Source organism: Pseudomonas sp. KBS0707 (assembly GCF_005937945.2).
Taxonomy (GTDB): Bacteria; Pseudomonadota; Gammaproteobacteria; order Pseudomonadales; family Pseudomonadaceae; genus Aquipseudomonas; species Aquipseudomonas amygdali.
Map to the genome: position 1 here is coordinate 2,829,097 of NZ_CP041754.1, position 26,683 is coordinate 2,855,779.

Annotated in this window: 22 protein-coding genes and 1 pseudogene; 17 read left to right on the top strand and 6 right to left on the bottom strand. The window is 58.3% G+C overall.

Annotation, left to right across the window (positions count from 1 at the left end; all coding sequences use genetic code 11):
• Complete coding sequence (locus tag FFH21_RS13405) at positions 1 to 417, top strand: hypothetical protein (RefSeq protein ID WP_004667671.1); 417 nt, start codon at positions 1 to 3, stop codon at positions 415 to 417.
• A 2-nt stretch (positions 418 to 419) separates the two neighbouring features.
• On the opposite strand, the gene FFH21_RS13410 is transcribed toward FFH21_RS13405, so the two are convergent.
• Complete coding sequence (locus tag FFH21_RS13410; RefSeq protein WP_004664998.1) at positions 420 to 1,202, bottom strand: tetratricopeptide repeat protein; 783 nt, start codon at positions 1,200 to 1,202, stop codon at positions 420 to 422.
• A gap of 151 nt (positions 1,203 to 1,353) precedes the next feature.
• Between FFH21_RS13410 and FFH21_RS13415 the strand changes: the two genes are divergently transcribed.
• From FFH21_RS13415 to FFH21_RS13445, 7 genes are read left to right on the top strand one after another with little or no spacing between them, the layout of a single operon-like run.
• Complete coding sequence (locus FFH21_RS13415; protein WP_011168634.1) at positions 1,354 to 1,965, top strand: hypothetical protein; 612 nt, start codon at positions 1,354 to 1,356, stop codon at positions 1,963 to 1,965.
• Between the two features lie 21 nt (positions 1,966 to 1,986).
• Positions 1,987 to 2,193 (top strand): hypothetical protein, encoded by a 207-nt coding sequence (locus tag FFH21_RS13420; RefSeq protein ID WP_011168635.1) that lies wholly within the window; start codon positions 1,987 to 1,989, stop codon positions 2,191 to 2,193.
• 9 nt (positions 2,194 to 2,202) lie between these two features.
• Positions 2,203 to 2,634 (top strand): hypothetical protein, encoded by a 432-nt coding sequence (locus FFH21_RS13425; protein WP_002553573.1) that lies wholly within the window; start codon positions 2,203 to 2,205, stop codon positions 2,632 to 2,634.
• 3 nt (positions 2,635 to 2,637) lie between these two features.
• On the top strand, positions 2,638 to 3,417 hold the full coding sequence (gene sctJ, locus FFH21_RS13430; RefSeq protein WP_004660817.1) for a type III secretion system inner membrane ring lipoprotein SctJ: 780 nt from the start codon (positions 2,638 to 2,640) through the stop codon (positions 3,415 to 3,417).
• Positions 3,414 to 4,034, top strand: a complete 621-nt coding sequence (locus FFH21_RS13435; protein ID WP_004660815.1) for a hypothetical protein — start codon at positions 3,414 to 3,416, stop codon at positions 4,032 to 4,034. Before sctJ ends, FFH21_RS13435 begins: the two co-directional genes overlap by 4 nt.
• Complete coding sequence (locus tag FFH21_RS13440; RefSeq protein WP_004665002.1) at positions 4,027 to 4,623, top strand: FliH/SctL family protein; 597 nt, start codon at positions 4,027 to 4,029, stop codon at positions 4,621 to 4,623. Before FFH21_RS13435 ends, FFH21_RS13440 begins: the two co-directional genes overlap by 8 nt.
• Positions 4,616 to 5,944 (top strand): FliI/YscN family ATPase, encoded by a 1,329-nt coding sequence (locus tag FFH21_RS13445; RefSeq protein ID WP_011168636.1) that lies wholly within the window; start codon positions 4,616 to 4,618, stop codon positions 5,942 to 5,944. Before FFH21_RS13440 ends, FFH21_RS13445 begins: the two co-directional genes overlap by 8 nt.
• A 78-nt stretch (positions 5,945 to 6,022) precedes the next feature.
• On the opposite strand, the gene FFH21_RS13450 is transcribed toward FFH21_RS13445, so the two are convergent.
• Positions 6,023 to 7,126, bottom strand: a complete 1,104-nt coding sequence (locus tag FFH21_RS13450) for an IS5-like element ISPsy19 family transposase (RefSeq protein ID WP_004665003.1) — start codon at positions 7,124 to 7,126, stop codon at positions 6,023 to 6,025.
• A gap of 71 nt (positions 7,127 to 7,197) precedes the next feature.
• On the opposite strand from FFH21_RS13450, the gene FFH21_RS13455 reads away from it, so the two are divergent.
• From FFH21_RS13455 to FFH21_RS13480, 6 genes are read left to right on the top strand one after another with little or no spacing between them, the layout of a single operon-like run.
• Positions 7,198 to 7,683 carry a hypothetical protein gene (locus tag FFH21_RS13455; RefSeq protein ID WP_004658170.1) on the top strand — a complete coding sequence of 162 codons (486 nt, stop codon included), beginning with the start codon at positions 7,198 to 7,200 and terminating at the stop codon, positions 7,681 to 7,683.
• Positions 7,680 to 8,735, top strand: a complete 1,056-nt coding sequence (gene sctQ / locus FFH21_RS13460) for a type III secretion system cytoplasmic ring protein SctQ (RefSeq protein WP_041924546.1) — start codon at positions 7,680 to 7,682, stop codon at positions 8,733 to 8,735. Before FFH21_RS13455 ends, sctQ begins: the two co-directional genes overlap by 4 nt.
• Positions 8,732 to 9,388, top strand: a complete 657-nt coding sequence (gene sctR, locus FFH21_RS13465; protein ID WP_011168639.1) for a type III secretion system export apparatus subunit SctR — start codon at positions 8,732 to 8,734, stop codon at positions 9,386 to 9,388. The genes sctQ and sctR overlap by 4 nt, the downstream gene beginning before the upstream one ends.
• A 4-nt stretch (positions 9,389 to 9,392) precedes the next feature.
• On the top strand, positions 9,393 to 9,662 hold the full coding sequence (locus tag FFH21_RS13470; RefSeq protein ID WP_011168640.1) for an EscS/YscS/HrcS family type III secretion system export apparatus protein: 270 nt from the start codon (positions 9,393 to 9,395) through the stop codon (positions 9,660 to 9,662).
• A 6-nt stretch (positions 9,663 to 9,668) separates the two neighbouring features.
• Positions 9,669 to 10,487 carry a type III secretion system export apparatus subunit SctT gene (gene sctT / locus FFH21_RS13475; protein ID WP_004643252.1) on the top strand — a complete coding sequence of 273 codons (819 nt, stop codon included), beginning with the start codon at positions 9,669 to 9,671 and terminating at the stop codon, positions 10,485 to 10,487.
• Entirely contained in the window at positions 10,484 to 11,530 is a 1,047-nt protein-coding gene (locus tag FFH21_RS13480) for an EscU/YscU/HrcU family type III secretion system export apparatus switch protein (RefSeq protein ID WP_011168641.1), read from the top strand. Before sctT ends, FFH21_RS13480 begins: the two co-directional genes overlap by 4 nt.
• A 16-nt stretch (positions 11,531 to 11,546) precedes the next feature.
• On the opposite strand, the gene FFH21_RS13485 is transcribed toward FFH21_RS13480, so the two are convergent.
• The gene (locus tag FFH21_RS13485) at positions 11,547 to 14,387 is read right to left on the bottom strand and encodes a winged helix-turn-helix domain-containing protein (protein ID WP_041924547.1); all 2,841 of its coding nucleotides are present in this window, start codon (positions 14,385 to 14,387) and stop codon (positions 11,547 to 11,549) included.
• 668 nt (positions 14,388 to 15,055) lie between these two features.
• Between FFH21_RS13485 and FFH21_RS13490 the strand changes: the two genes are divergently transcribed.
• From FFH21_RS13490 to FFH21_RS13505, 3 genes are all read left to right on the top strand, one after another.
• Positions 15,056 to 18,376, top strand: coding sequence for a type III effector HrpK domain-containing protein (locus FFH21_RS13490; protein ID WP_011168643.1), 3,321 nt, complete (start codon positions 15,056 to 15,058; stop codon positions 18,374 to 18,376).
• A gap of 55 nt (positions 18,377 to 18,431) precedes the next feature.
• The gene (locus FFH21_RS13495; protein WP_004666928.1) at positions 18,432 to 19,691 is read left to right on the top strand and encodes an IS256-like element ISPsy17 family transposase; all 1,260 of its coding nucleotides are present in this window, start codon (positions 18,432 to 18,434) and stop codon (positions 19,689 to 19,691) included.
• 228 nt (positions 19,692 to 19,919) lie between these two features.
• Positions 19,920 to 20,693: a membrane protein gene (locus FFH21_RS13505; protein WP_004658161.1), complete on the top strand. Its 774-nt coding sequence runs from the start codon at positions 19,920 to 19,922 to the stop codon at positions 20,691 to 20,693.
• On the opposite strand, the gene FFH21_RS13510 is transcribed toward FFH21_RS13505, so the two are convergent.
• The 3 genes and pseudogenes from FFH21_RS13510 to mqo form a co-directional block, all read right to left on the bottom strand.
• Positions 20,684 to 21,061, bottom strand: coding sequence for a response regulator (locus FFH21_RS13510; RefSeq protein ID WP_002553587.1), 378 nt, complete (start codon positions 21,059 to 21,061; stop codon positions 20,684 to 20,686). The two genes, FFH21_RS13505 and FFH21_RS13510, sit on opposite strands and share 10 nt — an antisense overlap.
• Positions 21,058 to 24,071: pseudogene (locus tag FFH21_RS13515) on the bottom strand (ATP-binding protein). The gene FFH21_RS13510 and the pseudogene FFH21_RS13515 overlap by 4 nt, the downstream one beginning before the upstream one ends.
• A gap of 344 nt (positions 24,072 to 24,415) precedes the next feature.
• Entirely contained in the window at positions 24,416 to 26,059 is a 1,644-nt protein-coding gene (gene mqo, locus FFH21_RS13520) for a malate dehydrogenase (quinone) (RefSeq protein WP_002553589.1), read from the bottom strand.
• Positions 26,060 to 26,683: the final 624 nt, after the last annotated feature.

Below are 26,683 nucleotides of genomic sequence, written 5' to 3' on the forward strand. Positions count from 1 at the left end.
ATGAACCTCATCTGCGCTATGTCACGCCCGCCGGTTCTGATGCTTTTGTGTCTGCTGGCAGGCTGCAAGACCCACCTCGACCCAGTGAGCTATTCACCGGATTATGCGGCGATCACCCGTGCCGGTGGCCGTATGGAGCTGGTGCCCCAGGCCTGTGTGCAACCGGCTGCACAGGACGAGATCGGTGTAGGTGAGGATTTTCAGCCATTGTTGCCGCCGGGCTGTGCCGGCAACCTGATTCTGCTGCAAATGGTCGAGCAGCGCGCAGATGTCATGCACGGCCGTGACACCGGGCCTGTCATGGCTGCACCGGTCGGGCGCGCCGCGCAGGTTTACATCGACGGGTATGACCGCGAAGAGCTGCGTCGGCGTCAGGCGGAGCAACAGGCCAGCACTGACACACAGGAGGCCCGATGACCTCAGTTAGCGTCAATCAGCCCCAGTTCACGAGCCTGCTCGGCGCGGTCCGGTATGGCCTTGACACGCCGGGCTTCGGCGATCAGCTTGCCGCGTTCGGCCTTGGTGATATCGTCGAAGGTCATGTTTTTGAGATCTTTCTCTTTTCCGGCCAGGACCATGACCAGCAGCTGGTTGCGTTGATGCCGCGGTTGCGCAAGGGGCGACTGGCTGACGCTGCGGATGGTCTCCAGGGCCTTCTGGTCGTCATCGCCCAGGGCGTATGCCAAGGCCAGATTGCATCGGATGTCGAGGTCGTTCGGGGCCAGTCGCAGGCTGGTGCCGAAGGCGCTTTGAGCAGCGTCGGCCTGGCCACTCAGAATGTGCGCGATGCCCAGACGGTTCCAGGCCTGTGGCTGCTGCAACGCGTCGGCGGCCTGGGTCAGCGCAGTGATGGCGCGTTCCAGCTTACCCTGACGCAACTGCGCAGTACCCAGGCCCAGCAGCGCATCCGGGTCATCGGCTTTCAGCTCAAGCGCCCGCTGATAAGCGCGCTCTGCGCCACGCGTGTCGTTGCTGACGAGCAGGGCTGCACCGAGTTTGCGCCACGCCTCGACACCCGCTTCGGGCTGCTGCGTGGCGCGCTGGTAGAACGACGCTGCCGTCGTCAAGTCGCCGCGTTTCTCCAGGTCGGCGGCCAGTTGCATGAAGCGCTCGTAGCTGGCGTCGGATTTGGGCTGAGTCGAACACGCCGCCAGACTCAGGCAGCCGAGCAACAACAACGTGGGGACGGAACGAGGTGGCATGGGCAAGGCTCTTGTGAAAGGGGGCGGGGCGAGGCGTATCAGCCGTCGACAGCCTTTGAGGGCGAGCGCCATTTTATAGCCCCTGCGCTGAATAGCGACCGTTTTCTGAAGCGTGTCTGCCAGCGGCCGTCGCATTGTCACGGAGGGCGCCATGAAGCACTTCAGGGCTGACCCGCCAGTTTCAAAATTGCTGATGCTGATCCTGCTGTGCCTGTTATCCGGCGTGCTTAAGGCCGCCTCGGAGCGCCAGCCCGACTGGTTCTCAGAGCCTTACGCCTACGTGTTGGTTGATCAGGATATTCGCGGTGCGCTGACTGAGTTCGGTCAACACCTTGGCCTGATCGTGGTGTTTTCCGAGAAGGTCCGGGGCAACGCACGAGGCACGGTACGTGGCGAAGATGCCGGTGAGTTTCTCACCCGCTTGTGCGATGCGAATCAACTGAGCTGGTACTTCGACGGCAACGTACTGCACATCGCCGGTGCCGATGAGGTCGCCACCCGTGTGTTCGACCTGCAAGGGCCGCGGCTTGAAGAGTTGCAGCGTTATATGGCGCGGCTGGAAGTGTCCGGCCAGCCGATGTCCAGCCGCGTCAGCCCCGACAGCGACAGCCTTTTTGTTTCAGGGCCGCCAGCCTGGCTGGCGCAGATTCAGCACCATGTGGATCGTCAACCTGCCGCCGAGGTCGCCCCTGTAGTGCGTGAGCGCGGCGTGCGGGTGTTTCGTGGCGGTGTCGTCACTCAAGTCGCTACCGACCGTCAGTAAACCGAAGAAGGAGCACTACCCATGTCCATCAACGCCGTAGACAGCAATGTAGACATCAATGTTTCCAGTCAGGAATCGCGCTTCAACGCCGCCGTCGAAAATGCCGAGCAGGCTGCCAGCGACAGTGAGTTCAACGATGCCCTGATTACCCAGGCGGTCACCATTGGCATCATGCCGCGCGCTCAGGAAATGCTCAACGAAGCCCAGTCTGACGACGACTCTGAATAGGTTCCGACCATGACCGTCAATCCAGCTGCATCACCGGCGGCGGCTGCCTTGCCTTCGCCGGGAGGAGGCGGGGTTCCGCAGGCTTCCCAGAACCTCTTCGAACACATGGCCGAGACTTCCAAAGGCATGCCGCAGGGTGCCAGCCCGCATCAGATCGGTAGCAACCTGATGGAGCGACTGGATGGTTTTATTGACCGCTCGCGGCAGTTCTCAGAGCGGGCCGATGCGCTGACCCAGGGTAATGCGCTGCAGTCCGCCAATCATGCTCCGAGCCCAGCCACCAGCGCTGTCCAGGCGCCGGGCAAAGTAGGTGAGCCGCAGGTCGATCGCATCGTCCAGTCGCTTGGACGGATGTTCGATTACTCCATCGAAACCCAGATGGTGGTACGCGGGGCAACCCAGATATCCGGCTCTGCCAACACCCTTCTAAAAGGTCAATGAACCATGCCCAAACGCCGCCGTGTCTTGCGCCTGTTGATAGTGGCGACGCTTGCCAGCCTGTTGCAGGCCTGCGATATCGATCTTTACACCAACCTCGGCGAGCGTGAGGCCAACGCCATGCTGGCGGTGCTGTTGCGTGATGGCATCCCGGCCTCGCGCAAGGTTCAGGACAACGGTCAGCTCAAGGTGATGGTCGACGAAAAGCGCTTTGCCCAGGCGATGGCGGCACTGGATGACGCAGGCCTGCCGGGGCAGAGCTTTTCCAATATGGGAGAGGTTTTCAAGGGCAATGGCCTGGTGTCCTCGCCAGTGCAGGAGCGCGCGCAGATGGTGTATGCGCTGAGTGAGGAGCTGTCCCATACCGTTTCGCAGATAGATGGCATTCTGTCCGCGCGGGTGCATGTGGTGCTGCCTGACAATGATTTACTCAAACGGGTGATTTCGCCGTCCTCGGCATCGGTGCTGGTCCGTTTTGACCCGCGAACCGACATCAATGTGCTGATCCCGCAGATCAAGACGCTGGTTGCCAACGGCATCTCCGGGCTGGGCTACGACGGTGTTTCAGTCACGGCGATAAAGGCAGTCATTCCCGACAAGGCCAGTGCCCAGCCGCAGTTGGGCAGTTTCCTGGGCCTGTGGATGCTTGAAGATGACCTGCCAGCGGCACGCTGGCTGTTTGGCACTCTGCTGCTGGTTGCGCTGGTGCTTGCCGGACTGCTGGGCCGACAGTTCTGGCAGCGACGCCGGGGCGAGGGCTCATACGTGTTGAGTGAAGCGTCATGAATACGGCGCTGACCAGCCAGTGGCACGCACTGGCCGAACGTCCCTTGGCCTTTGTCCGCGAGCGCTGTCTGGCCGAATGCCTTGAACGTGACATTGATGCTGCCCGACTTGCAGCGTTACACGATTCACCGCGCTTTACCGCACGCCTTGAACAATTGCTGACCGGACATTTCAAGCTACAGCCGCTGGCGCAGCTGGACCTGCCTGCGGAACAGGATCTGGCGGTACTGCTGCTGAGCGAAAGCGATTTTTCGCATTTGACACGCCTGTGTGGTGCGGTCTGGCACGCGGCAACGCTGAGTCGGGAAATTCGTGGCGAAGTGGTCAGTGAGTACCGTCGCCTGCTGGGTAACGACACATTCTCGCTGGCCCTCACTCATCGGCATCTGGCCGGTGCGGCCGATCTATTGCGTACACCTGCCGAGTTGCTCCAGGCCATTGATCGCGATGGTGCTGCCTGTGTGGCCGCCTGGCTGCAGTCCCGTCCTGCACCGCTGCAGGCCTGGCTGCGACTGCGTCTGGCTGAACCTGTGCACGCTGCACCGGATGATGCGAAACAGGTGACGGTGGTGCAAACCGTTGCTCGACACTTGACGGAGATCAGCAGCCATGAGTGATCTGCCAACACGACCAGGCTCCCGGGTGTTGCGTGCTGCCGACGCCGCTCGCTGGATCGACGGATTTGCCTTCATCGAAGCCGCGCATGAAGAGGCTCGTTGCGTGCGGGAAAACAGCGCGCAATGGCTCGAACAGGCTCGCGCCGAAGGCTTCGAGCATGCCAGACAGGAGGGCGCTGAACGGGCCGCTGCATTGCTGGCACAGACCAGCGCCGAGGTCGACCGCTACCTGGCCGGGCTGGAAACTTCGCTGGCTGAACTGGCACTGGGTATCGCCCGACAGGTACTGGGAGAGATTGACGAGCGCGAGCGGCTGTTGCGTTGTACTGCGCAGGCGTTGGCAGCGTTTCGTCAGGATCAGGCGTTGACTCTGCATGTACCCGGCACTGAAGTTGAAGGTCTGCGCCAGCACCTGGCCCATGCGCCGTTGCCCTTGCATTCGCTGAGTATCGAAGGCGATGACCAGCTCGAAGCAGGGCAGGCGCGGTTGGGTGGCCCGGCGGGGTCCGTGGAACTCGGGCTGGAGGCCCAGCTGGATAACCTGCGCCGTGCGTTGTTGCCGCTGGCAGAAGGTGATCGCGATGACTGAGGCCCTGACGACGCTGCTGCCCAACCTCGGTTTGCGCTTGCAATTCGCCCAGCCCAGGCCCATGCGTGGGACGCTGCGCAGTATTCGTGGCGTGTTGCTGCGCGCCAGCGTCGCCGGCGTAGGCATCGGAGAATTATGTGTACTGCGCGATCCGGGTAACGGCCGAGAGCTGTCGGCGGAAGTTATCGGCTTCGATGAAGATGACGCGATCCTGTCGCCTATCGGCTCGATGGAGGGCCTTTCGACGCGTACCCAGATCATCGCCACAGGCCAGGCGCTCGGCGTGCAGGTTGGCGATGCCTTGCTGGGTCGTGTGATCAGCCCTATGGGCGAGTTTCTCGACGGACCTGCGCCGACTGCCACGCTCGGGATGCAGCATTATCCATTGCATGCAGAACCTCCGGCGCCCTTCAGCCGCCAGCGAATCGTCAAGCCACTGTCATTGGGCATACGAGCTATCGACAGCCTGTTGACCCTCGGCCAGGGGCAACGCATGGGTATTTTCGGCGAGCCGGGGGTGGGTAAGTCTTCCTTGTTGGCGAGTATCGTTCGCAATAGCGATGCCGACGTGATCGTCATCGGGCTTATCGGCGAGCGTGGCCGTGAAGTACGCGAACTGCTTGAAGGGCAACTCGACGCCACGGCCCGGGCACGTACCGTGGCGGTGGTTGCCACCTCTGACCGGCCCGCCGCCGAGCGGGTCAGGGCGGCTTACGTAGCGACCACTCTGGCTGAGTATCACCGTGATCAGGGGCGCAATGTGCTCTTGTTGATGGACAGCCTGACCCGTTTTGCCCGTGCCCAGCGCGAAATTGGTCTGGCAGTGGGGGAGCCGCCGCCCCGGCGCGGTTATCCGCCTTCTTTTTTCTCGGCATTGCCGCGCCTGCTGGAGCGCGCCGGCCCTGGCCCGCAGGGCAGCATCACGGCGCTTTACACCGTATTGACCGAAGGTGATGCGGCCATGGACCCGGTGGCCGAGGAGACTCGCTCAATCCTTGATGGCCATATCGTGCTGAGCGCCGAACTGGCGCAGCGCGATCACTTTCCGGCAATCGATGTTTTACGCAGTCGCAGCCGCTTGATGGACCACATTGCGACTGCCGAACACAGGCACCTGGCATCACGGCTGCGTGAGTTGATTGCCCGCCGTCAGGAAATCGAACTGTTGATTCAGGTGGGTGAGTACGCGGCTGGCAGTGACCCGATAGCCGACGAGGCAATTGCCCGCCATTCGCCGATTGAGGCATTTCTGCGTCAGCCGCCCTCCGAACATGACAGCCTTGCGCAAACTCTGGCCCGCCTGCGCAAGGTGCTGGCATGAGCCCGTTTTTCGATTCGGCTCCTGATTCACTCTACGACTCGACGCCGATTGGTCTTTGCTATGAGGGTGTAGACAAAATCATGTAGTGAGTCGGCGCGCGAGTATTCGAGCCTCGGCCAACCAAACCCATGCCTCGCTTACCGCAAAAAGGCAATCATGATGCATGATCAGTCGCCGAGCTCTCTCATTCCAGGCATGAGTTCGCTCCACTACCCATCGCTTGGGCATGACCACAAATCCAGTCTGAACAGGCTCCACGGAAAATAGATCGCCTTGTTCAGAGTGCCATTGCCCTGTTCTTCTGTTATTCGGGCCACGGATCACTTGAACATCGATAGCGTGCAGTTGATGGGTGCGCTGTGCCCATTTTCCTGCGTACGCACTATCAACAAAAAGCGTGCTCAGTGACGGATATTTTTCCTTCGAGTACGCCACCGCATCATCCGCCGCGTCACGATCCTGCACGCTTGCAGCACTGATACTGACAGCCAGCAGCAGGCCCAATGTATCGACAATCAGACTTCGTTTACGCCCCTTCACTTTTTTGCCTGCGTCGTAGCCGCTGTCACCGCCTTGAGGAGAACTGCGGGTCGACTGTGAATCCAGGATCGCTGCTGACGGGCTGTCAGCGCGTTCTTCCCGCTCACGCCATTGAGCTCGCAAGCGATCATGCATTTGCTCGAACTTGCCTTGAGCGCTCCACCGGCGGAACGTTTTGTAGACATTGTCCCAATGAGGAAAATCGCGGGGTAGCATTCGCCATGAGCACCCCGTGCGTACGACATAGCAACAGGCTTCCAGCAACGTGCGCCGAGAGTGAAGCGGTGGCACTCCTCGTCCGCCCTGGCTTTCAAACAGGTCGGCGACCAGTGCCCACTCGGTATCTGTCAAGCAACTCGGATATAGCTGCTCCGGCAGTTGGCGGCGGTGGGTTTCATTGTAGCCATAGGCTTTATTAGGTTCAGGTGACTGAAAACTTCCCTTGGCCCGCTGCTTTACACGCGTAATCCCTGCCATTTTCAACGCTTTTGCAAAGGTGTCGGGATGCGCAGTGATACCGGTTTCGGCGAAGAATACGAGCGCCAATTCGGCCTGGCTGGAATAGGGCTGTGCATGAGCGAGTTTCACCAGCACGGGATAGTGCTCGGCGGCAATCGAGCGAGGACGTCCGGTTTTAGGCATGGCTTGAGGGCTATTCAGACAAGGGAGTGAAAGTTTAATTTATTTTGTCTACACCCTCCATGGAAAAAACGATGAAGAAGGCCGACCTGTACAGCCTGCAAGCCTTGCGTCTGTTGCGTGAGCAGCGCGCTGCCGCTCATCTTGGCGCTCAACGGGAGCGCTGCCGTGATAGCCACACCGAGCTGGATCAGGCACGGGAAAAGTTACGCCTGCACCGGGAACAACTGGCTCAGGAGGCCGAGCAGGCGGTCGGCCAGCTCAGCGAGGGCCTGTCGGTCAGCGAGTGGAAGGTCGTTCAGGAGCGCTTGAAGCAACTGCATGACGAACGCAAGGCATTGCAGGCCGATGCCGATAATGCGGTGTTGAACCTTGAGACTGAAGAGCAGGCACGCAAGCGGCTCAGGCAGGCGCACCTTGAACAGCTGAAAAAGTCCCGAGCCTGGCAGAACCTCGTCGAACAGCGCATGCGCAACGATGCGCGGGCCAGTGAGCAGCGCGATGAGGCCGATCAGGCAGACCTGCCCGTCAAAGGGTCCCCACCTGGAGACGAGCAATGACGGTGTGCGTACAGCCAATGCCTTCGCCTCCAGGCATTGGTTCAGTCCGAAGCCGGCTTGCCCGGTTCGATACTGATCTGCTGAGTTTGCATAACCTGTTGCATCGCCAGACAGCATCGTGGCGGATCGTTCTTGGGCAGCGCGCCATGCACGTGAGCTTGGCCAGCGCAGGTGGCGAGTGTCGCCGACCGGTGAGGGTGGCCATCAGGTTCGGACAGGCCTACCTCGAACTCGTTGTTCCGTCGCGTCTTTTCGAGCTGTCAGGGCTGGGCTGGCTGCCAGGTGCGTCAGTCGATACCCAGGCCGACACCTTGTTACTGGAGCAGGCCTGGCTGAGCTGGATCGAGCCTCTGGAAGCATTATCGGGCGAGCCTGTTCAGGTTCTCCCGTGGCCTGCACATCCGCTCGAAAATCCACTCAGGCTCGCGTTGGAAGTGCGGCCTGATGAGGGGCAGGCACAGACGCTGGAAATACATTTGAATGCTGACAGCGCCCGGCACGTCATCGCGCTGCTCGACCGTAACGCCGTTACAAGACCGCAGCCGCTTGATGCATTGGTGCTCACGTTGAGTGTCGAGGCCGGGCAGGCGCCATTAACCACCACAGAGCTGCACAGTCTGGTGCCGGGCGATGTGGTCATGCTCGACACCCTGGCCGACACGCAGGTGCTGCTGCGACTGGGCAAGCGCTACCGGACGGTTGCCAGGCACCAGGGTGAAACCCTCGAATGGCTGGGTCCTCTGCGCACCGTCAGTCCCCATTATGTTTCCCACACTTTCAACAGGAACGATTCGATGAGTGAAATGACCGACGGTTCCGATCTGGATACTTCGCTGGATGAGCTGCCGCTTACGCTGGTCTGCCAACTGGGCAGCGTTGAACTGACGCTGGCGCAACTGCGCGAGATGGCGCCGGGCAGCCTGTTGCCGCTGGCCGGTTCGAGGCACGATGAGGTGGACCTGATGGTCAATGGCCGCCGTATAGGCCGTGGCGAGTTGGTGAGTATCGGCGACGGTCTGGGTGTGCGACTGCTGGGTTTCACTGCCTCATGAACGGTTACCAGCCGAACCTGATCGAAATCATTCTGGTCGTCGCTACTATCGGTTTGATTCCTCTGGCCGTCGTGACGCTGACGGGATTCATGAAGATATCCGTGGTGCTGTTTCTGATCCGCAATGCGCTGGGCGTGCAGCAGACGCCGCCCAATCTGGTGCTTTACGGCATTGCGCTGATTCTTTCGGTATACGTGACCACGCCGCTGATCGGTGACATGTACCGGGAGGTGCAAGGCCGCGATCTGAGCCTGCAGAATGTCCAGCAACTGGAGGAACTCGGCAGCGCCTTGTGCCCGACATTACAGGCGCACCTTTCGAAGTTCGCCAATGAAAGCGAACGCGGTTTTTTCGTCCAGGCCACTGAAACCATATGGTCGCCCGAAGCGCGAGCCGATCTGCGCGATGACGATCTTGTGGTGCTGATTCCGGCGTTCGTCAGCTCTGAACTGACCCGTGCCTTCGAGATCGGTTTTCTGCTCTATATCCCGTTTCTGGTCGTCGATCTGTTGGTCTCCAATGTGCTCATGGCGATGGGCATGTCGATGGTCTCGCCCACCTTGATTTCAATTCCGTTGAAGATTTTTCTGTTTGTGGCGCTCAGTGGCTGGTCACGACTGATGCACGGTCTGATCCTGAGCTACGGAGGCTGACGCTGTGGGCCAGGATGTTTTTCTCTCGCTGATGAACAAGGCGCTGATGACTGTCTTGCTGCTCTCCGCTCCGGCGTTGGTCGTGGCCATTGTCGTCGGCCTTAGTGTGGGGCTGTTACAGGCGCTGCCCCAGATCCAGGACCAGACACTGCCGCAAGTGGTCAAGCTGGTGGCGGTATTGCTGGTGATCGTGTTTGTCGGGCCGTTGCTGGCCGGGCAGGTGGCAGAGCTGGGCAATCAGGTGCTGGACAACTTTCCCTTGTGGACCCGATGAGTCGTCATGGGCGCTGATCTGACCAATGCGTTCATCGAAATCGCTTATCCGGTGATCAGTTCCGCATCGCTGGCAGCTTCGCGGGCGATGGGTGTGGTGATCATTACCCCGGCATTCAATCGTTTGGGCCTGACCGGCATGATCCGTGGCTGCGTGGCAGTGGCGATCTCGGTGCCGATGATCTTGCCGGTGTTCTCGGCGTTCACTTCTATGCCCGAGCACAGCGGTTTTTTCCTCGCGGGGCTGATGATCAAGGAGTTGCTGATCGGGCTGCTGATCGGCCTGTTGTTCGGCATACCGTTCTGGGCTGCCGAGGTGGCTGGTGAACTGATCGACCTGCAGCGGGGTTCTACCATGGAACAGCTGGTCGACCCTTTGGGGCAGGGGGAAGCGAGCGTGATGGCCACGCTGCTGACCGTCATGCTCATTACACTGTTTTTCATGTCGGGCGGCTTTATTCTGATGGTCGACGGTTATTACCACAGCTATCAGCTCTGGCCAGTTACCGAGTTCACGCCGTTGTTCAGCAGCGCTGCCCTGACCTCCATTCTGGCCATTCTCGACCAGGTGATGCGCATTGGCGTGCTGATGGTTGCGCCCTTGCTGATTGCGATGCTGATCACTGATCTTATGCTCGCTTACCTGTCGCGCATGGCACCCAGCCTGCATATTTTTGACCTTTCACTGCCGGTCAAAAATCTGTTTTTTGCGGTGTTGATGGTGGTTTATATCGGGTTTCTGATTCCGGTCATGATTGACCAACTGGCGCAATTTCGAGGAACGGTCGAGGTTCTGAAAACGCTGGCCAGCGAGGGCCCGGGATGAGTGAGTCGAGCGAGGAAAAAAGCCAGCCGGCCTCGGACAAGAAGCTACGCGATGCACGCAAGAAGGGGCAGGTTGCCAAGAGCCAGGAACTGGTGTCGGGCATGGTCATCCTGATGTGTACCTTGTGCATCTCGGTGCTGCTGCCCAAGGCACGTGCGCAGGTCGAGGCACTGATAGATCTGACCGCACTGATCTATATCGAGCCGTTTGCAGAGGTCTGGCCACGGCTGCTCGATCACGCCGAGCAGATTGTCATCGGCATTACGGTGCCTGTGGTGGCTGTGACTGTCGGCGCGGTGATCCTGACCAACATCGTAACCATGCGCGGTGTAGTGTTTTCGATCGAGCCGATTCAGCCGGATATCAAACGTATCAACCCTACCGAGGGATTCAAGCGCATTTTCGCGATGCGCAACCTGATCGAATTTCTGAAGGGGCTGGTCAAGGTTGTGTTACTGGCGCTGGCATTCTATGTCGTCGGCCGCCAGGCGCTGCAGGCCCTGATGGAGTCATCGCGATGCGGCGAAGGCTGCATCGAGTCGACGTTCTATCTGGTCCTCAAACCACTGGTATTCACCGTGCTTGCAGCGTTTCTGCTGGTCGGCGCGGTAGATGTGCTGATGCAACGCTGGCTGTTCGGCCGTGAAATGAAAATGAGCCATAGCGAACAGAAACGCGAACGCAAGGACATTGATGGAGACCCCATGATCAAGCGCGAACGCCAGCGCCAGCGTCGCGAAATGCAGGCACTGGCCACAAAGCTTGGGTTGGGGCGCGCCTCCTTGGTGATTGGCGACAGCGGAGGCTGGGTGGTGGGCGTACGCTATGTGCGCGGTGAGACACCGGTGCCGATAGTGGTCTGTCGTGCCTCCTCACAGGATTCGAGCACCTTGCTGGCAGAGGCCTTGTCGCTGGGCATTGCCCGCTGGCCCGACGCAAGTCTCGCCGAAATGATCGCCCGGCGCAGCGTAGCTGGTGATCCGGTGCCGGAAAATACGTTTCAGGCAGTGGCCGATGCGCTGGTGGCGCAGCGGCTGATCTGACGCCTGACGCGGTGTTTCAATGCACCGCCGGGCAATGGCGATGGGCTGGTGTGCCGGGGGCGATTTTCAGCCGGTTGAGGTCAGCGTTGATGCGCCACGCCCAGAAATGTGTACCGTCCTGCCGAGCGATGTCCAGTGCCTGGGTCAGCATCTTGCGTACTTCTTCCAGCGCATGAATGTGTGGTTGACTGAGCATCAGCTGTGCCTTGACTCTCATGATCTCCGGCAAATACCAACGATCATGGTGTTCAACAGCGTTGGTGTGAATTTCATCCAGCGTTTCCAGCGCAAGGGGTTCAAGCCGCAGCGCGGCCAGACCTGATACGTACTCGGTATGCAGCATTGAGCACAGCGGCGTTTCCACATGGTTGCGCAGCTGTTGAAGCGCTTCTCCCAGCAATGGCACGCCTGCTGCCGGGTCGCCTTCACGAATCAGCAGGATACTCTCATAGCAACTGGTCAACTGACGCCAGATATGCAGCGGTTGCCGTTCGCTGCTTTTTTTAAGCACATCCAGAAAGTGACGTGTCTTGTGCAACGTGCCTGCAATCAGCGTTGCCGGGATCGCACTGATGGCCAGGGTATACCAGAGCGTCGCGGGGTGACTCAGGGCAATGGCCTGCTTCACGTTGGTGTCCAGGGCAACCATCGCCTGGCCGGTATTGCCAACCAGCAACTGTACCTGGGCACGCAATGATTGTGCGGCAATTCGCTGGTCGAAATGCATGTCGATGATATTTGACGAAGCAGACCTTGAAGCGCCCAGAGCTTCTTCGATCGCCTGCCCGGCGGTTTTCATATCGCCCATGTAAAACGCGCTGGTGGCGCGCATTCGCCTGCCCAGCAACTGGCAGTCGGCGATTCTGTAATCCTTGCCCAGCGCGAGGAATCGCAAGGCTACTTCCTTACCCTTGCTGTGCCTGTTGCTGCAGGTGTGGTCGTTCCACTGGCCCCACAAAGCGCGCAGGCGGTACTCGGAGTCGTTGAGCTCTTCGGCATCCTCACTGACCTGTTGCCAGACCTCGCGCATTTTCTGCCCGGCACCGTAGGTGAGCATCAAAATACTGCCGGACATGGTCAACAAGCGCATACGCTGACGACGATCCATCTGTGCCTTTTCTTCGACGTGGCGCGGTGTACCGAGGCTGACCCAGTCCTGGTACTCGCGCACCAGCGACAGCCTGAGCCACAGGGGCGAGCTGCTCAGGGTCAGTTCTACACCAAGTTGTCGATCACCCTCGGCTGAAAAGGCCCAGGTCAGTGCTGCGCGAATGGTGTCGATCTCTGCGGCGTAGCGCTGAGTCCAGACGTCTTGTGTCAACTGATCGAGATCGAGTCTGGCCTGGTTGAGCAGGCGCAGTGCCCACTGGGCGTGGGCGCGGCACAAACGCGGCACATCATCGAGCTGAACGAGCTTGTCATGAACATACAGACGCGTGGTTTCCAACAGTCGAAAGCGCTTGCCCTGGCTGTGGTCAAAGGTTCCGAGCAGGGATTTTTCGAGCAGGCTTTCCAGCATCGGTAGCGTCATGCGTACATCCGGCAAGCCGATATTGACGATTGCCATGACGCCATCAAGCGTGAATGAGCCATTGAAAATGGACAGTTGACGCAGGAGTGCCTGCTCGTGCCCGGTGAGCATGCCGTAGGTCCAGTCCAGCGTGGCGCTTAGCGAACGCTGACGCGGTAACGCGGTGCGCAGTCCGGTCATCTGCAAGCGAAAACTGCCGTCCAGCAGCCCGACCAGATCGGCAATGCCGAAAGTCCTGACGCGTGCAGCGGCCAGCTCGATTGCCAACGGATTGCCGTCCAGTTTGCGGCAAATGGCTGCGACCGCTCCGGTATCGCTGTCAGTCAACACAAATGCGGGGTCCTGCTCTCGGGCACGTGTGACAAACAGTTCCACACCCGAGTAGGCAATGGCGGTCTCGGCGCTGATAGTCTGGTTTTCGTCCGGTACTTGCAGGGAGCTGAGTTCATGCACCCATTCGCCTTGAACGCGTAAGGGCTCACGGCTGGTGACCACTACGCAGCACAGTGGGGCATTGGCCAATAATGCTTCTACGGCAGAGGCGGTTTCATCAAGTACATGCTCGCAGTTGTCCAGTACCAGCAATTGCGGCCGCTTTGCCAGTGAGGGCGGGATGTCACGCAGCGGCTGTTCGTTTTCAGTGCTTAAACCCAGGGCGAAGGCAATCCTGCCCACGACAGGCTGAGCGCAGCTGACCGGCGTCAGGTCGACGAATGCGGTGCTCAACGAGGCATGTGCAGCCAGGCTATCTGCCAGCGCCAGCGCCACAGTGGTCTTGCCCACGCCGCCAGGACCGGTCAAGGTCAGCAAGCGACGCTTCAGCGTCAGTTCATGCAACTGCCGGACCAGCGCGTCACGGCCAAGCACCTGGCGCTTTATCGCCGGTGCCGCAGCAAATGTGTCTTTTGCAGGTGCAGGTGCAGGTGCAGGTAGCGCAGGAGCGGTTGCTGGTTGAACGCTCACCGGGGCGCTGAATCGATAACCCCTGCCTGGCACGGTGACGATATAAGTGAAATCGTCCTGCTCTTCCAGCGCTCTGCGCAACGTCACGATCTGAGCGCGCAGGTTGCATTCTTCCACCACCGCCTTGGGCCAGGCCAGTGTCAGCAATTCGGCCTTTTCCAGCAGTTCGCCGGGGCGTGTTGCGAATGCCACCAGCAGAGACATGGCGCGACTGCCCAGCGGTACCGGCTGCGAGTGCCTGAACAACAGCTGCTGCTGCGGGTGCAGCACAAAAGAGCCGAAGCGGATAGCTTCCTGCCCCTGGAGAGCGTCACGTGTTCTGATATCGACCATTGTACCCGGGCCGCCTGTTTCAAAATCCATGCTTAGACCTGTATCAGAAGTAACAACTGTGCTACCGCACCTTGCAGGAGCATGAAGTATTGATCTTTAAACGGTTTTTTTGATCTGCTTACATCCCGTAACGTCAGCTCTATGAGCTTGACGCGGCTGTTCGGCTGGGACGCTGAATCTTAATTAGCTGATGTGACCGTTTCGTTAGCTATGCATAAACCACGCCCGTAGTAATGGACACCATTTGCCGGTCAACCCGAGTACCGTCTGTCGACTGAGCGATAATTTTCTACAACCCTCATAAAGCGTCTCGGTGAGTTCGACGACTTCGGGCCCTGGACCGTTGAGATATTCATGCGAAAAACCGGCAATGTGCTGTATTGACCGTGCCTTCAAGGCTGTATGACTTGTCAGCGTGTCATCAGAAGTAAACAGTCTTGTTACCCGTAACGCGCTGCGTAATGAGGGCGCTGAGACAGCTGTTCGAGGTAACTTTCCGGTCTGTGTCATCCCTTCTTAACGCAAGTCCGATTTAATCGAGTGTGATCGCGGATGCCTGGTCTTTGATCAGGTCCCGTGCCTCTGCCTTTTAGTCAGGCCCAGCTCGCACCAGTCTGACTCATGGCGCAGCTCGTTCTTTTGCGCGGGCAGCAGTTGTCGCTGTGATTTTTCTGGTGACCAATGGAAGGATAAAGACAATGACCTCCGTCAGCAAAATCACCACTGAAAAGCCAAAAGACCCGTTAGACGCCAAGGCCTGGGAGCAGGCCGTGCAGCAGTCCAGGGATGCCGGTATCCAGTGGGAGTTACCTTCAGATGACAAGCGCTCTGCACAGGAAATAATTGACGACAACCCGTTGCTCAAAAGTCTGGGCGGACGAGGCGACCGTGGCGAAGCCAAACAGAACCTGATCGCTCAGGTGGGCGATTACACCAAGTATTCGAGCGCCGCATTCCGGGCTGTGCAACTGCTTGAACACATTGAGACCTTTGACGCTAATGGTAACCGTCTGGCCAGTAACGACATCGGCAATAATCGCATCGACGGGTATACCAGCAGCAGCGACGCGAAGCATGGCAGCGAAGCGGGTCGTTTGAAGGATTTCGGCAAGTTCGGTTTTTCCAGTCTGAAAGGCAAACTGCATGAGGTGCGATCCCTGGCTGACGACCCTGCCATCCGTGAGCAGGCCGAGAAACTGGGCATTCAGTGGGAGCGACCGAAAGGCGACGAGCGCGACGCGCAGGCCATAATCGACAGCGACCCGTTGTTGAAAAATCTGGGTAACCAGAGTGACGTCAAGGACATGCTCAAGGAGCAGGTCGGCGATTTCGAGCGCGATGCCGACGCAGCCTATCGCGCGACCCAGGTGCTGGCTCACATCGAACAGTTCGATGGCAACGACGTGCGGATTGTCGGTAGCGATGTAGCGAACGGTAGCATTAACGGTTTCACCAGGAGTGGCGAGGCGAAGAACGGTACTGAAGCCGGTCGCCTGCAGGACTTTGGCAAGGATGGGTTTGCAAGCCTCAAGGGCGAGATGACCAATGTGTCATCGGTGGGTGACAACAAGGAAGCACGTGAACAGGCCGAGAAACTCGGTTTTTTGTGGGAGTTGCCCAAGGATGACAAGCGTTCGGTCGAAGAGATCATCGACGCTAATCCGTTGTTGAAGAATCTGGGAAATCAGAGCGGCGTCAAGGACATGCTCAAGGAGCGGGTCGGCGATTTCGAAAAAGATGCCAATGCCGCGTTTCGTGCTGCCCAGGTGCTTGACCGGGTGACCCTGTACAACGAGAAGGGCGAGGCTCAGTCAGGTGGCCAGGTGTTCAACAGCAGCATTGATGGCTTCACCAAGGGCGCCGAGGCAAAGCATGGCACCGAGGCCGGACGGTTGCAGGATTTTGGCAAGCTGGGCTTCGCCGTGCTGCCCGAGCTGAAAAAGACCGAAGACATCGGTAGTTACAAGGATTTTCTCAAGGCCAACCCTGACGCCGATGAGGCTTCAAGGCAGATCGCCAGATATGCGGCGATCATCGACGAAAATTACGACGCGATCAAAGGCAAGACCGGCTCTTCGGATTTCAACGCTGAAGCACTGACAGCCTACAAAGAGAAAAACCCTCAGTTGAGTGATGAGGTCAAGGAAGCGTTGGACTTCTGGTCGCAACCCGGTGCCTTTGCGTTGCTCGACAATGCGAAGAGTCCCCTGGAGCAGGGCACAGATGGCAAGGCCAGCCGCGGTGACATTCAGGCCTTCATCAAGACGGCTTCGCCGAAGGACGTCGGGGCGGTAGGTACATTGCTGGAAGCCGTTGCCGAAGGCAATCTGCTGGACAAGGTCAACACCGACCCGCTCAACAAGGATGTGTTCGATAACCCGCAAAATTACAGCGCAGAGCAGAAGGCTGCCGTACTTCAGGAACTCAAGGCTGCACAGAGTCTGATCGTGCAGGGCAGCGGTGCCGGGATGTGGAAGGACGACAAATCCAAGGTCCAGATCGCCAACAATGTACGCAGTCATCCCGATGCGCAGAAGCTCCTCGATGATGTCAACAAACATGTAGCGATGCTTGAAAAGGATGCCGCAGTAGTCAAGTTCTATAACGAGAATGCCACCAGCGAGGCAAGCAAGGTGCTGGAGGGCAGCGACGGGCTCAAGCGCGCGCTGCAAAGTACTTACGACAACGATATCAAGACCGGTGCTGCGCTAAACAAGCTGTGGGACGCCAATACCAAGGATGGCAAGACCGACCAGCAGACAGCGCTTGCTCAGTTCTACAGCTCGGCGCAAAGCGTTCAGGGCGCGCTGGGGTTCAGCAAACCGGGCGAAATTCAGGAAGCAGTGCAGAAATCCTCGCATAACAAGGATTTCGAGGCCTTCTATGAAAAATCGCTGGTGTCCGGTGAGCGCCTCAAAGAGCTGTTGAAAACTGAAAGCTTTGAAGTGGCGACCAGCCAGTTCAGCATGGAAGTGGCGATGTACAACGCCGCGCTGAACCCAGAGTTCACGGGTAAATACGACGACAAGCTGACAGAGAACTACACCGCGATTGCTCAGGAGAACGTCTTCAACGATGCCAGCTTCGACGACCTGAAAAAAGCGTTCGGCAAGGAAGGCAGTGAAGCGCTGGATGAGGAGAAGGTCAAGGCACTGATCGATGAGATCAGCAAGAGCAACCCCGAACTGCTGATGAATGCCGATGGCAAACCCGCTACGTCTGACCAGATTCTTGGCGTTTTCAGAGGCAATTGGGATTTGCTGCGTCAGGGCACCAAGTCCATTTCCGAGCTGGGCCTGTTCAGCGATAACTCGTCGATAAAGGCCGCTTCCGGTGCCGGAGTCCTGCATGGCGTCAGCGGCCTGTTCATGGCCGGTATCACCATTGCAAAAGGCGCAAATGGCGCGGGGGCCCTGACTGATCGGCAAATCGTCGACATCACTACCGGTTCGGTACAAAGCGCAACGTTGCTGGTCGAGGGCGGCATCAAGAACGTCACGACCATGTTCAAGGACATCAAGGACGTACTGGAGCCGGACGTTTACAAGGACATCACGACTAACCTGTCGAAATTGGAAAACGCCGCGAAGGGGCTCGGTGGACTTGCCGGTGTGGCTGCGGGTGCTTACGGCATCTTTGATGGAGTGAAGTCGATCAGAAGAGGCGAGCTGGTTGCCGGTGGCATGAGCATCACTGCCGGATCTCTTGGCGCTATGGCAGGTCTGGCATCTGCAGCTGAAGGCGCTGCGGGCGTTCTGCAACTGACGGGCAGCGTGGTCCGTGCCTTGCCGCTGCTCGCTGGCAGCCTTGGTATTGCCGCAGCCGGCGTGGGCGCTCTGGCGTTGCTGATTCCCGGTCTGATCGAGGAGGGCAAGCAGGAAACGCGCGTTGACCGCTTCTCCGATCACCTCAGGGACTACCTGACCCAGTACGAGATCGACGGCGTCGAGAACGGCGACATCTATGATGTGCCGGACAGCGAGTGGCCGGGCGCAGAGGAAACCACGATCGCTTCGTGATGGAGACTGTCAGAAATTTTGTGTTCGGGCATAACATGTAGCTAGAGGTGCATGTATGCCGACCAAAAAGAAGTCCGCCAATGCAACAGCGAGGGAGTTGCCCTCGATTCCCCAAGAGCTGATCGAGCAGTTTGTTAAAGGCCCGATGAGCGCCGAAGCCATTCAAGACGCGTCCATGGCGTTCAAGAAGGCTCTGATCGAGCGTGCGCTAGGCGCCGAGCTGGGTCACCACCTTGGTTATCCTCAGGGCGCGGAGCGCCCTGAGGAGTCGACCAATCAGCGCAATGGCAAAAGCAGCAAGACGGTTCTGACCGACGACGGGCCGCTTCGCCTGGATATCCCCAGAGACCGCGATGGTAGCTTCGCCCCGATCCTGATTCCCAAGCACGAACGCCGTTTTACAGGCTTCGACGACAAGATAATTGCCATGTACGCCCGGGGCATGACGGTGCGTGAGATCCGCGCTTTTCTATCTGAGCAGTATGGAACTGACGTGTCCCATGACTTCATCAGCTCAGTCACCGATGCGGTCATGGAAGAGGTGGGCGCTTGGCAGCAACGACCCTTGGAACCGATGTATCCGGTGATCTTCTTCGATGCGTTACGGGTCAAAATCCGGGACGAGGGGTTAGTGTGCAACAAGGCTATTTATCTGGCGCTGGGGGTATTACCTGATGGCACGCGCGACATTCTGGGTATATGGATCGAGAGCACCGAGGGTGCCAAGTTTTGGATGAAGGTGTTCAACGACCTCAAGACTCGTGGCGTTGAAGATGTTCTGATCGCCGTCACGGATGGCCTCAAAGGAATACCGGAGGCGTTGGGGGCGGTTTTTCCTGCCACGACGCTGCAAACCTGCATCGTGCATCTGATCCGCAACAGCTTGGACTATGCCGCTTGGGATAAACGTCGGGCACTGGCCAAAGCACTCAAGCCGATCTACCAGGCGATCAATGCCGATGTGGCTGAGCAAGAGCTTAACGCCTTTGAAGCGGGCCCCTGGGGCAAGCAGTATCCGACTGTAGTTGCTGCATGGCGTCGCGCCTGGGATCGGGTTATACCGTTTTTTGTTTTTCCGGCGGGCATTCGCAAAGTGGTTTACACGACCAATGCCATCGAGAGCATCAATGCCCAGTTACGCAAGATCATCAAGACTCGAGGGCACTTCCCGACCGATGAGGCTGCGACGAAACTGATATGGCTTGGGTTGCGCAACATCACCGCCAACTGGGGTCATGCGGCACACGACTGGAAAGTGGCAATGAATCAATTTGCGATCCTGTACGGAGACCGATTTACCAGACCGAGCTGGTAAAACAAGGGCCTGCCTGACGGCAGGCCCTAACCAGCCCGAACACAAAAAAACTGATACTCCCCGTGATGTGAACAGGCTGGGGCAACCCGGCCTGTTTTTTATGCGAGTCCCTGCCTGCCTCAATCAGTTTTTCATTTCGGCCTCACACATTTCAAACATCTGGAGCCTGATCATGGCGACATTCGCGCTCTGCGAAACACGCCTCCATTGATCATCCAGGTAGACACAATGAACAAACTGCCCCAGATAACCCTGGCGTTCTGGATCATGAAGATCTGCGCGACCACACTTGGCGAAACAGCGGGCGACTTATTGTCGATGACGCTTGATGTCGGGTATGCGATCAGCTCTCTGATACTGATAAGCCTGTTTGTAGCCACGCTCGTGACACAGCTTGCCGCAAAACGTTATCACCCGATGCTTTACTGGTTGGTCATTCTTTCCACCAGTACCGCAGGCACGACGATGTCGGACTTCATGGACCGGACACTCGGGCTTGGCTACGCAACGGGTTCTGCAATCCTGATTACCCTGCTGATGGCCATTTTTTGCGCGTGGTATGTCAGCGAGAAATCGTTGTCGGTAGACAGAGTCTCGACGCTGAAAGGTGAGCTTTTTTACTGGTTCGCGATTCTCATCTCCAACACGCTGGGCACAGCGCTCGGCGATTACCTGGCCGACGACTCGGGGCTCGGCTTTGCCGGAGGTGCGGTGCTGATCGGTTCTGCGATAGCGTTAGTCGTTGTCCTGCATTTCACCACCAGACTGTCCTCGATCATGCTTTTCTGGATAGCCTTTGTGCTGACGAGGCCATTCGGGGCGACGTTGGGCGATGTGCTGACCAAGCCCTACGAGAAGGGCGGGCTGGATTTCGGCACGGTAGGGTCGTCCGCCGTGTTGCTCGCGGTGTTGCTGGTGCTGGTGGTGGTGGCGACTTACCGCGAGCGTAAACCTTCGCCAGCCGATAACAGGCTGATCGAGAGCGGACCTGGTCAGGCCTGAAGCAGTTCGCTCAAGGCCTCATTCAACTGCTCTGCACTGAACGGTTTGGCGACGCAGCGCCGGTCAACCCATACCTCGGGAATGCCCAGTCGCCCATACCCGGAGCAAAACATGAAGGGTATGCCGCGATGGGCAATGGCCGCTGCTATCGGGAACGAGTTACCGCCGATGATATTGATATCCAGAATGGCCAGGTCATAGTCGCCGTTGCGAGCATATTCAATGCCTTCGCCAAGCGAACTGGCGTGGTAGGCGGTAGCGAACCCCAGGTCCTCAAGCATCATCTCCATCAGCATTGCGAGCATTGTCTCGTCCTCGACCAGCAGCACTTTGGGGAGCGAGGTATGGTCGTCTGATTCTGAACTCATAAGCTGCCTTCCGGTTTGTCTGGCCAAGGGATCAGCATCGACCAGATAATGCCTGTGCTGGCGAACTGAATGTCAGCCTTGCCTTTTGAGTTCTCGTTCGATACTGCGGCGTATCAAGCGAAAGCCAAAGCCTTTTACCGTGCTTGCGGCAATCGGCGGGCCGCCTGTTTCACTCCATTCGATCTTCAGCGTGGGAGGATTGTGCCCGGCGTCCAGGGTGGAGATCACCGTCACCTGGCCTGCTGATGATGAAAGTGCACCATGCTGCACCGCGTTAGCCATCAGTTCGTGCAGAACCATTGAGAGCGTCAATGACACGCGCGGCTCCAGAGTTACCGGATTGCCTGTGAAGCTGATCTTGTGCGCCCCCGCGTTTACCGCTTGAAGCTGCTCGATCAGGTCGACCAGTTCAGTGGATATCCACTCTGCCCGGGCCAGGGCATCATGCGCCTGGCTCAGTGCAAACAGACGTGCATCGAAGTTTTTTGCGAAAGGACTCCAGTGAGGCAGAGCTGTTGACCGTGAGAGAGGCGATGGCCTGAACGGTTGCCAGGGTGTTTTTGACCCGATGGTTCAGTTCGTTCAGCAGCCCCGCGCGGGTCAGGCGATCTTCCAGTTGCTGGCGCTCCAGTTTGCTGGAGATCGATTGCGCCAGTCGATCAGTCGTGCCGCTCTGTTTTAAAAACGTCGCCTCGCCAATGACATCCTGCCCCTCATGCATAGGCAGCGTGAAGGAAAATACACTTCCCGAATCGACTGAGCTTTCGGCCCACAAGCGTCCACCGTGGGCGGTGATAATACCCTGGCATATATAAAGACCAAGGCCGTTGCCTCGTGGGTTGCCTTCCTTGACAGACCAATAACGCTGGAAAATATAGGGCAAGTGTTCCGCCGGGATACCTATCCCGTCATCACTGACCTTGAACAGGACTTCATTTTCACTGGCGACCGCATTGATGTTGATTCGGCCACCTTTGGGGGGGAACTTGATGGCGTTACCCACCAGGTTGGAAAGCACCTGAAAGATTCGCTCCGGATCCGCATTGATGACCAGACCCTGCGCGGCGGTGCAATTGAGTTCGATATTCTTTTCAGTGGTCAGCATGACCAGAAGGCTGCATGCCTCTTCAAGCAGACTGGTGACACCCAGCGGCAAGCGTGAGAGCTGATAACGGCCTGCTTCAATCTGTGCGGTATCGAGCAAGTCTTCGAGAAGACTGTTCATGCGGGTTGTCGCTTTCTCGATGGTGCCCAGTGCGCGCCGGATGTTGCGGTTTTCAGAGTGTGTATCGTCGATTGCCCATCGCTGCATCATGCCGCACTGCATGATGATGATCGACATCGGGTTGCGCAGGTCATGGGACACCACCGCGACCAGCTCATCGCGCAAACGCACCGCCTCCTGCTCGCGCTGAACCTGGCGCTCCAGGTCGTTCTCCAGCGCTGAGCGGCGTATGTCTTCAGCACCATAAAGATCGCCCCGCGACCAGGGGCTGGCGATGCCTGTGACCTGCTGTTCCCACGCGTCGAAAGACTGTCTCGGGCGCAAGCGGTGGCGTGCGGAGCCTTCCGGGCTGGTACTCACATGGTGGGCCGGGTTTCCGCTCCAGTTCATTGTCGAGGTGAGCTGAGCACGAAACCACATGACCGCGTTATCAATCGGCTTGGGCAATGTAAAGGCAATGACGCCGCTCGCGACATCTCTGTAGGCCGCGCTTTCGGGATACTCCTTGTGCATGGAGTGGGTATGAAAAACACCCAGACCCTGCAAGCCTGTCGTTCGCTGCGTCGACCGCTGGCGTGCCAGCCCTGTGTCCCGAATCCAGAGGTACAGCGCTTGCACCTGCTCGGTCGTAGGGCATACGCCGAACAGGTGAACCCGGTCGTCAATCAGAACCGCGACGCCGTCCGCCAGTGTCAAGGACTGAAGCAGTTCGGGTCGGCTCACCAGGCCGTCAAGGATTTCATGGTCGGCACGACTCATTGCGTCTGCCAGTTGCCCGAGCAGGACAACTTTCTCTTCCCGTTCGCGCTGAATATCAGTTGCAACAATTGCGGAAATTTTCACCGACAACAGTTGCCCGATCATTGCACAGGCATCGCGCAGCTCTCTGGACACCAGCAGCGGTTCAGGATGCCCACAGGCGATAAGACCCCAAAGTTCGCCGCCGTCCAGCAGCGAGATGCTCATTGATGAGCGCACGCCCATGTTCTTGAGGTATTCGCAGTGAACAGGGGACACGCTACGCAGCGTCGAGAAGCCCAGATCGAGTGGCTGGCCTGTTGCAGGTCGCAGTGTCGGTATCAGGGGGACGGGAACGTAGGTTGCGTCCGGAATCACCCGAATCCAGTTCAAACGATACAGCTCTCGCGCCTGGGCAGGAATATCCGAGCCTGGGAAGTTCAAACCACTGTAACTGGGTAATAGCCCGGTCAACGCCTGGGCAACGACTTTGCCATGCCCCTCGGGCTCGAACCGGTAAATCATCACCCGGTCGTAGCCGGTAAGTGCCTGAATCTCGTGAACACTGATATCGAACAGCGTTTCCAGCGTGGTCGCTGCCTGCAGGTTGCGCAACACACGGGCAATGATTCTGGGCTGTTCCTGGCCGGCTTCGACGAAGGGTTCCAGTTCAATAATCAGCACGTCATCGGTACGGTGCAGCGAAGCACTGTAGTGAGCGCTTCCCAGCGTCAGTCGTATCGGATCAATGTGTGGAGCAGCAGGGTGGTGGTACGCATTTTCGATAATCGTCGCCTGCTCGGGCGATAACAGCAATGACAGGGGCCTGCCCAGCAACGCGTCGCTGTCCAGCCCAAGCTCATTTGCGCAATTGGCGCTGACTTGTTCGATACACAGCGGGTTGCCTGCAACGCTCAGCAACACGCCATGAGGCTGGATTGCGCCGGGCACCCGAATCGGTTCACGGGCACACTCGGCAAGCGCGGCTTCAAGCGCTGCATCTGGGCCTGTAGCCAGCATGGGCTCGATCATTTGCGTGAACTCCATAGGGTATTTCAACCGGAAACAGCCTGCCGCTGCCTTGGTACGACATGCAGTCGTTAAGCACAAAGAGCGATTCGGATAGTTTTTGTCAGCCGCGACAATACTTTGAGCGACCAACAGCCCGGATGGACAGCGCAAGAAAATGCGAGGTTGCCGCGAAGGTGCGGCGTGGAGACCTGGATAATACAGCTCTGCTGATACAAGCCAGAGAGTGAAGGAGGTGTGCCACCATAACAGGTGCCAAGAGGACGCGTGGCTTTAACTGTTTTTTCGGCCAGAAGGCGCCAATTACAAAAAAGCCCCGCCAGACATTGTCTGGCGGGGCTTTGCTTCAAGCTATGAAAGCCTTAGAGCGCCATGTCACTGGCTGGATTGCTTTTCGCTGGCTGTGCAGCAGGTGCAGGTGTTGGAGCATTACCTGTCTTGTTCACCGGCGGCGGTGGAGTCAGTTGCAGGACTTCGGCTGTGTAAGCCCATTCCTCGGCAACGCGATCCGGGTTGTTGTTCAGCTTGGTGCCGTAGCTAGGCACGATCTGGCGCAGTTTTGCCTGCCATTCCGGAGTCGCTACCTTGTCCTTGAAGACTTTCTCAAGCACGCCCAGCATGATCGGCGCTGCAGTCGAAGCACCTGGCGATGCGCCCAGCAGACCGGCGATGGAGCCGTCCTTGGAAGCAACGATTTCGGTACCCAGCTTCAGAACGCCGCCTTTTTCTTCGTCACGCTTGATGATCTGTACGCGCTGACCGGCTTGCATCAGGCGCCAGTCTTCTTTCTTGGCGTTCGGGAAGTACTGCTGCAGAGCGGCGAAGCGATCGTCGTCAGACATCATTACCTGACCTGCCAGGTATTCGATCAGCGGGTACTGTTCGATACCAACGCGAGTCATCGGCCACACGTTATGCGTGGTGGTGCTGGTCAGCAGGTCGAAGTAGGAGCCGTTTTTCAGGAACTTGGTCGAGAAGGTCGCGAACGGGCCAAACAGGATCACGCGCTTGCCATCCAGAACACGGGTGTCAAGGTGCGGAACCGACATGGGTGGCGCGCCAGTCGACGCGATACCGTAGGCTTTGCCCATATGCTGCATGGCCAGAGTCTGGTTGTCGGTGACAAGCCACGAACCGCCGACCGGGAAGCCGCCGTATTCCTTGGCTTCAGGAATACCGGATTCCTGCAGAAGGTGCAGGGCAGCACCGCCAGCGCCGATGAACAGGAACTTGGTGTCGGTCTCGGTGACAGTACCGTCTTTCAGGTTCTTGTACTTGACGCGCCAGGTGCCGTCGTCGTTGTGATTGATGTCTTCGACTTCGCTCGACAACTGCAGATTGAAATTCTGCTTGGCTTTCAGATTGGCGACGAACTGGCGGGTGATCTCGCCGAAGTTGACGTCGGTGCCAATCGGGCTCCAGGTCACAGCCAGCTTCTGCGCCGGGTCACGACCTTCCATCATCAATGGAACCCACTTCTTGATCTGCTCGTGGTCTTCGGAGTACTGCATGCCGCTGAACAGCGGGCTGGCCTGCAATGCTGCGTAACGCTTGCGCAGGAACTGGATGTTGTTGTCGCCCCACACGAAGCTCATGTGCGGCGTGGAGTTGATGAACGAACGCGGGTTCTTCAGAACGCCGGTCTTGACCTGCCACGACCAGAACTGACGGGAAATCTGGAACGCTTCGTTGATCTCGATGGCCTTGGAGATATCAACGTTGCCGTTCTTGTCTTCCGGGGTGTAGTTCAGCTCGGCCAGGGCCGAGTGGCCGGTACCGGCGTTGTTCCAGCCGTTGGAGCTTTCTTCGGCCACGCCATCGAGGCGCTCGACCATTTCCATCGACCAGCTCGGCTCCAGCTCGTTGAGCCAGACCGCAAGCGTTGCACTCATGATGCCGCCGCCGACGAGCAATACGTCGACTTTCTTGGTTTCAGCCGCCTGCACGGGCATCAGGCCCATGGAAATGGCCAGACCCAGCAGGGCCGTGTTCACTTTTTTAAACATTCTGTCATCCATCTGATAAACGCCATCCGCCGACTACTCCTGAAGAAACGGCCTGTCACATGCATCGAAGCCTGCGACAAACGCTCGCACCCACAGGGACTAGAGGTGGACATACAAGGCCAATATAATACCGCTCGAGACCTCAATTTATGTCCTGCTGCGCTGACTTCTTATCATCATTGGATTCAGCGTCATGAGTGACATTTGCTCTGTTGGTGTGCGGCGACGCCCGGGAATATCACCCCTCGGCATCCTCCAGAAAACACACCTGGTCAGCCTGTTCACGGAGTCTGAGACGCCGCATCGGGGCATGGAGGCACGCCTGATGTGCAATTTAATGCACGCGTGCTGCGACATTCCCACGGTGGCATACCGGCAAAGACGCGGCATTTTCGCATAATGTGCACCTCGGTTGCGAGATGCCATCATCAAATCGGGCGCGAATGCCTTGATTTAGACGCTTCACAGCCTGCCCCCCATCTATATCGTCGTTTATGCGCGGGTCTTTAGCCGCTTGCCAGAATGTGGCAATCCGCCGGACCCCGTCGCCCGCGCACATTTTTAACTGCCGCACGGTATTCATGAGCCAGTTTCACAAGGGTGTGTGGATTTGCCTGGCTAATC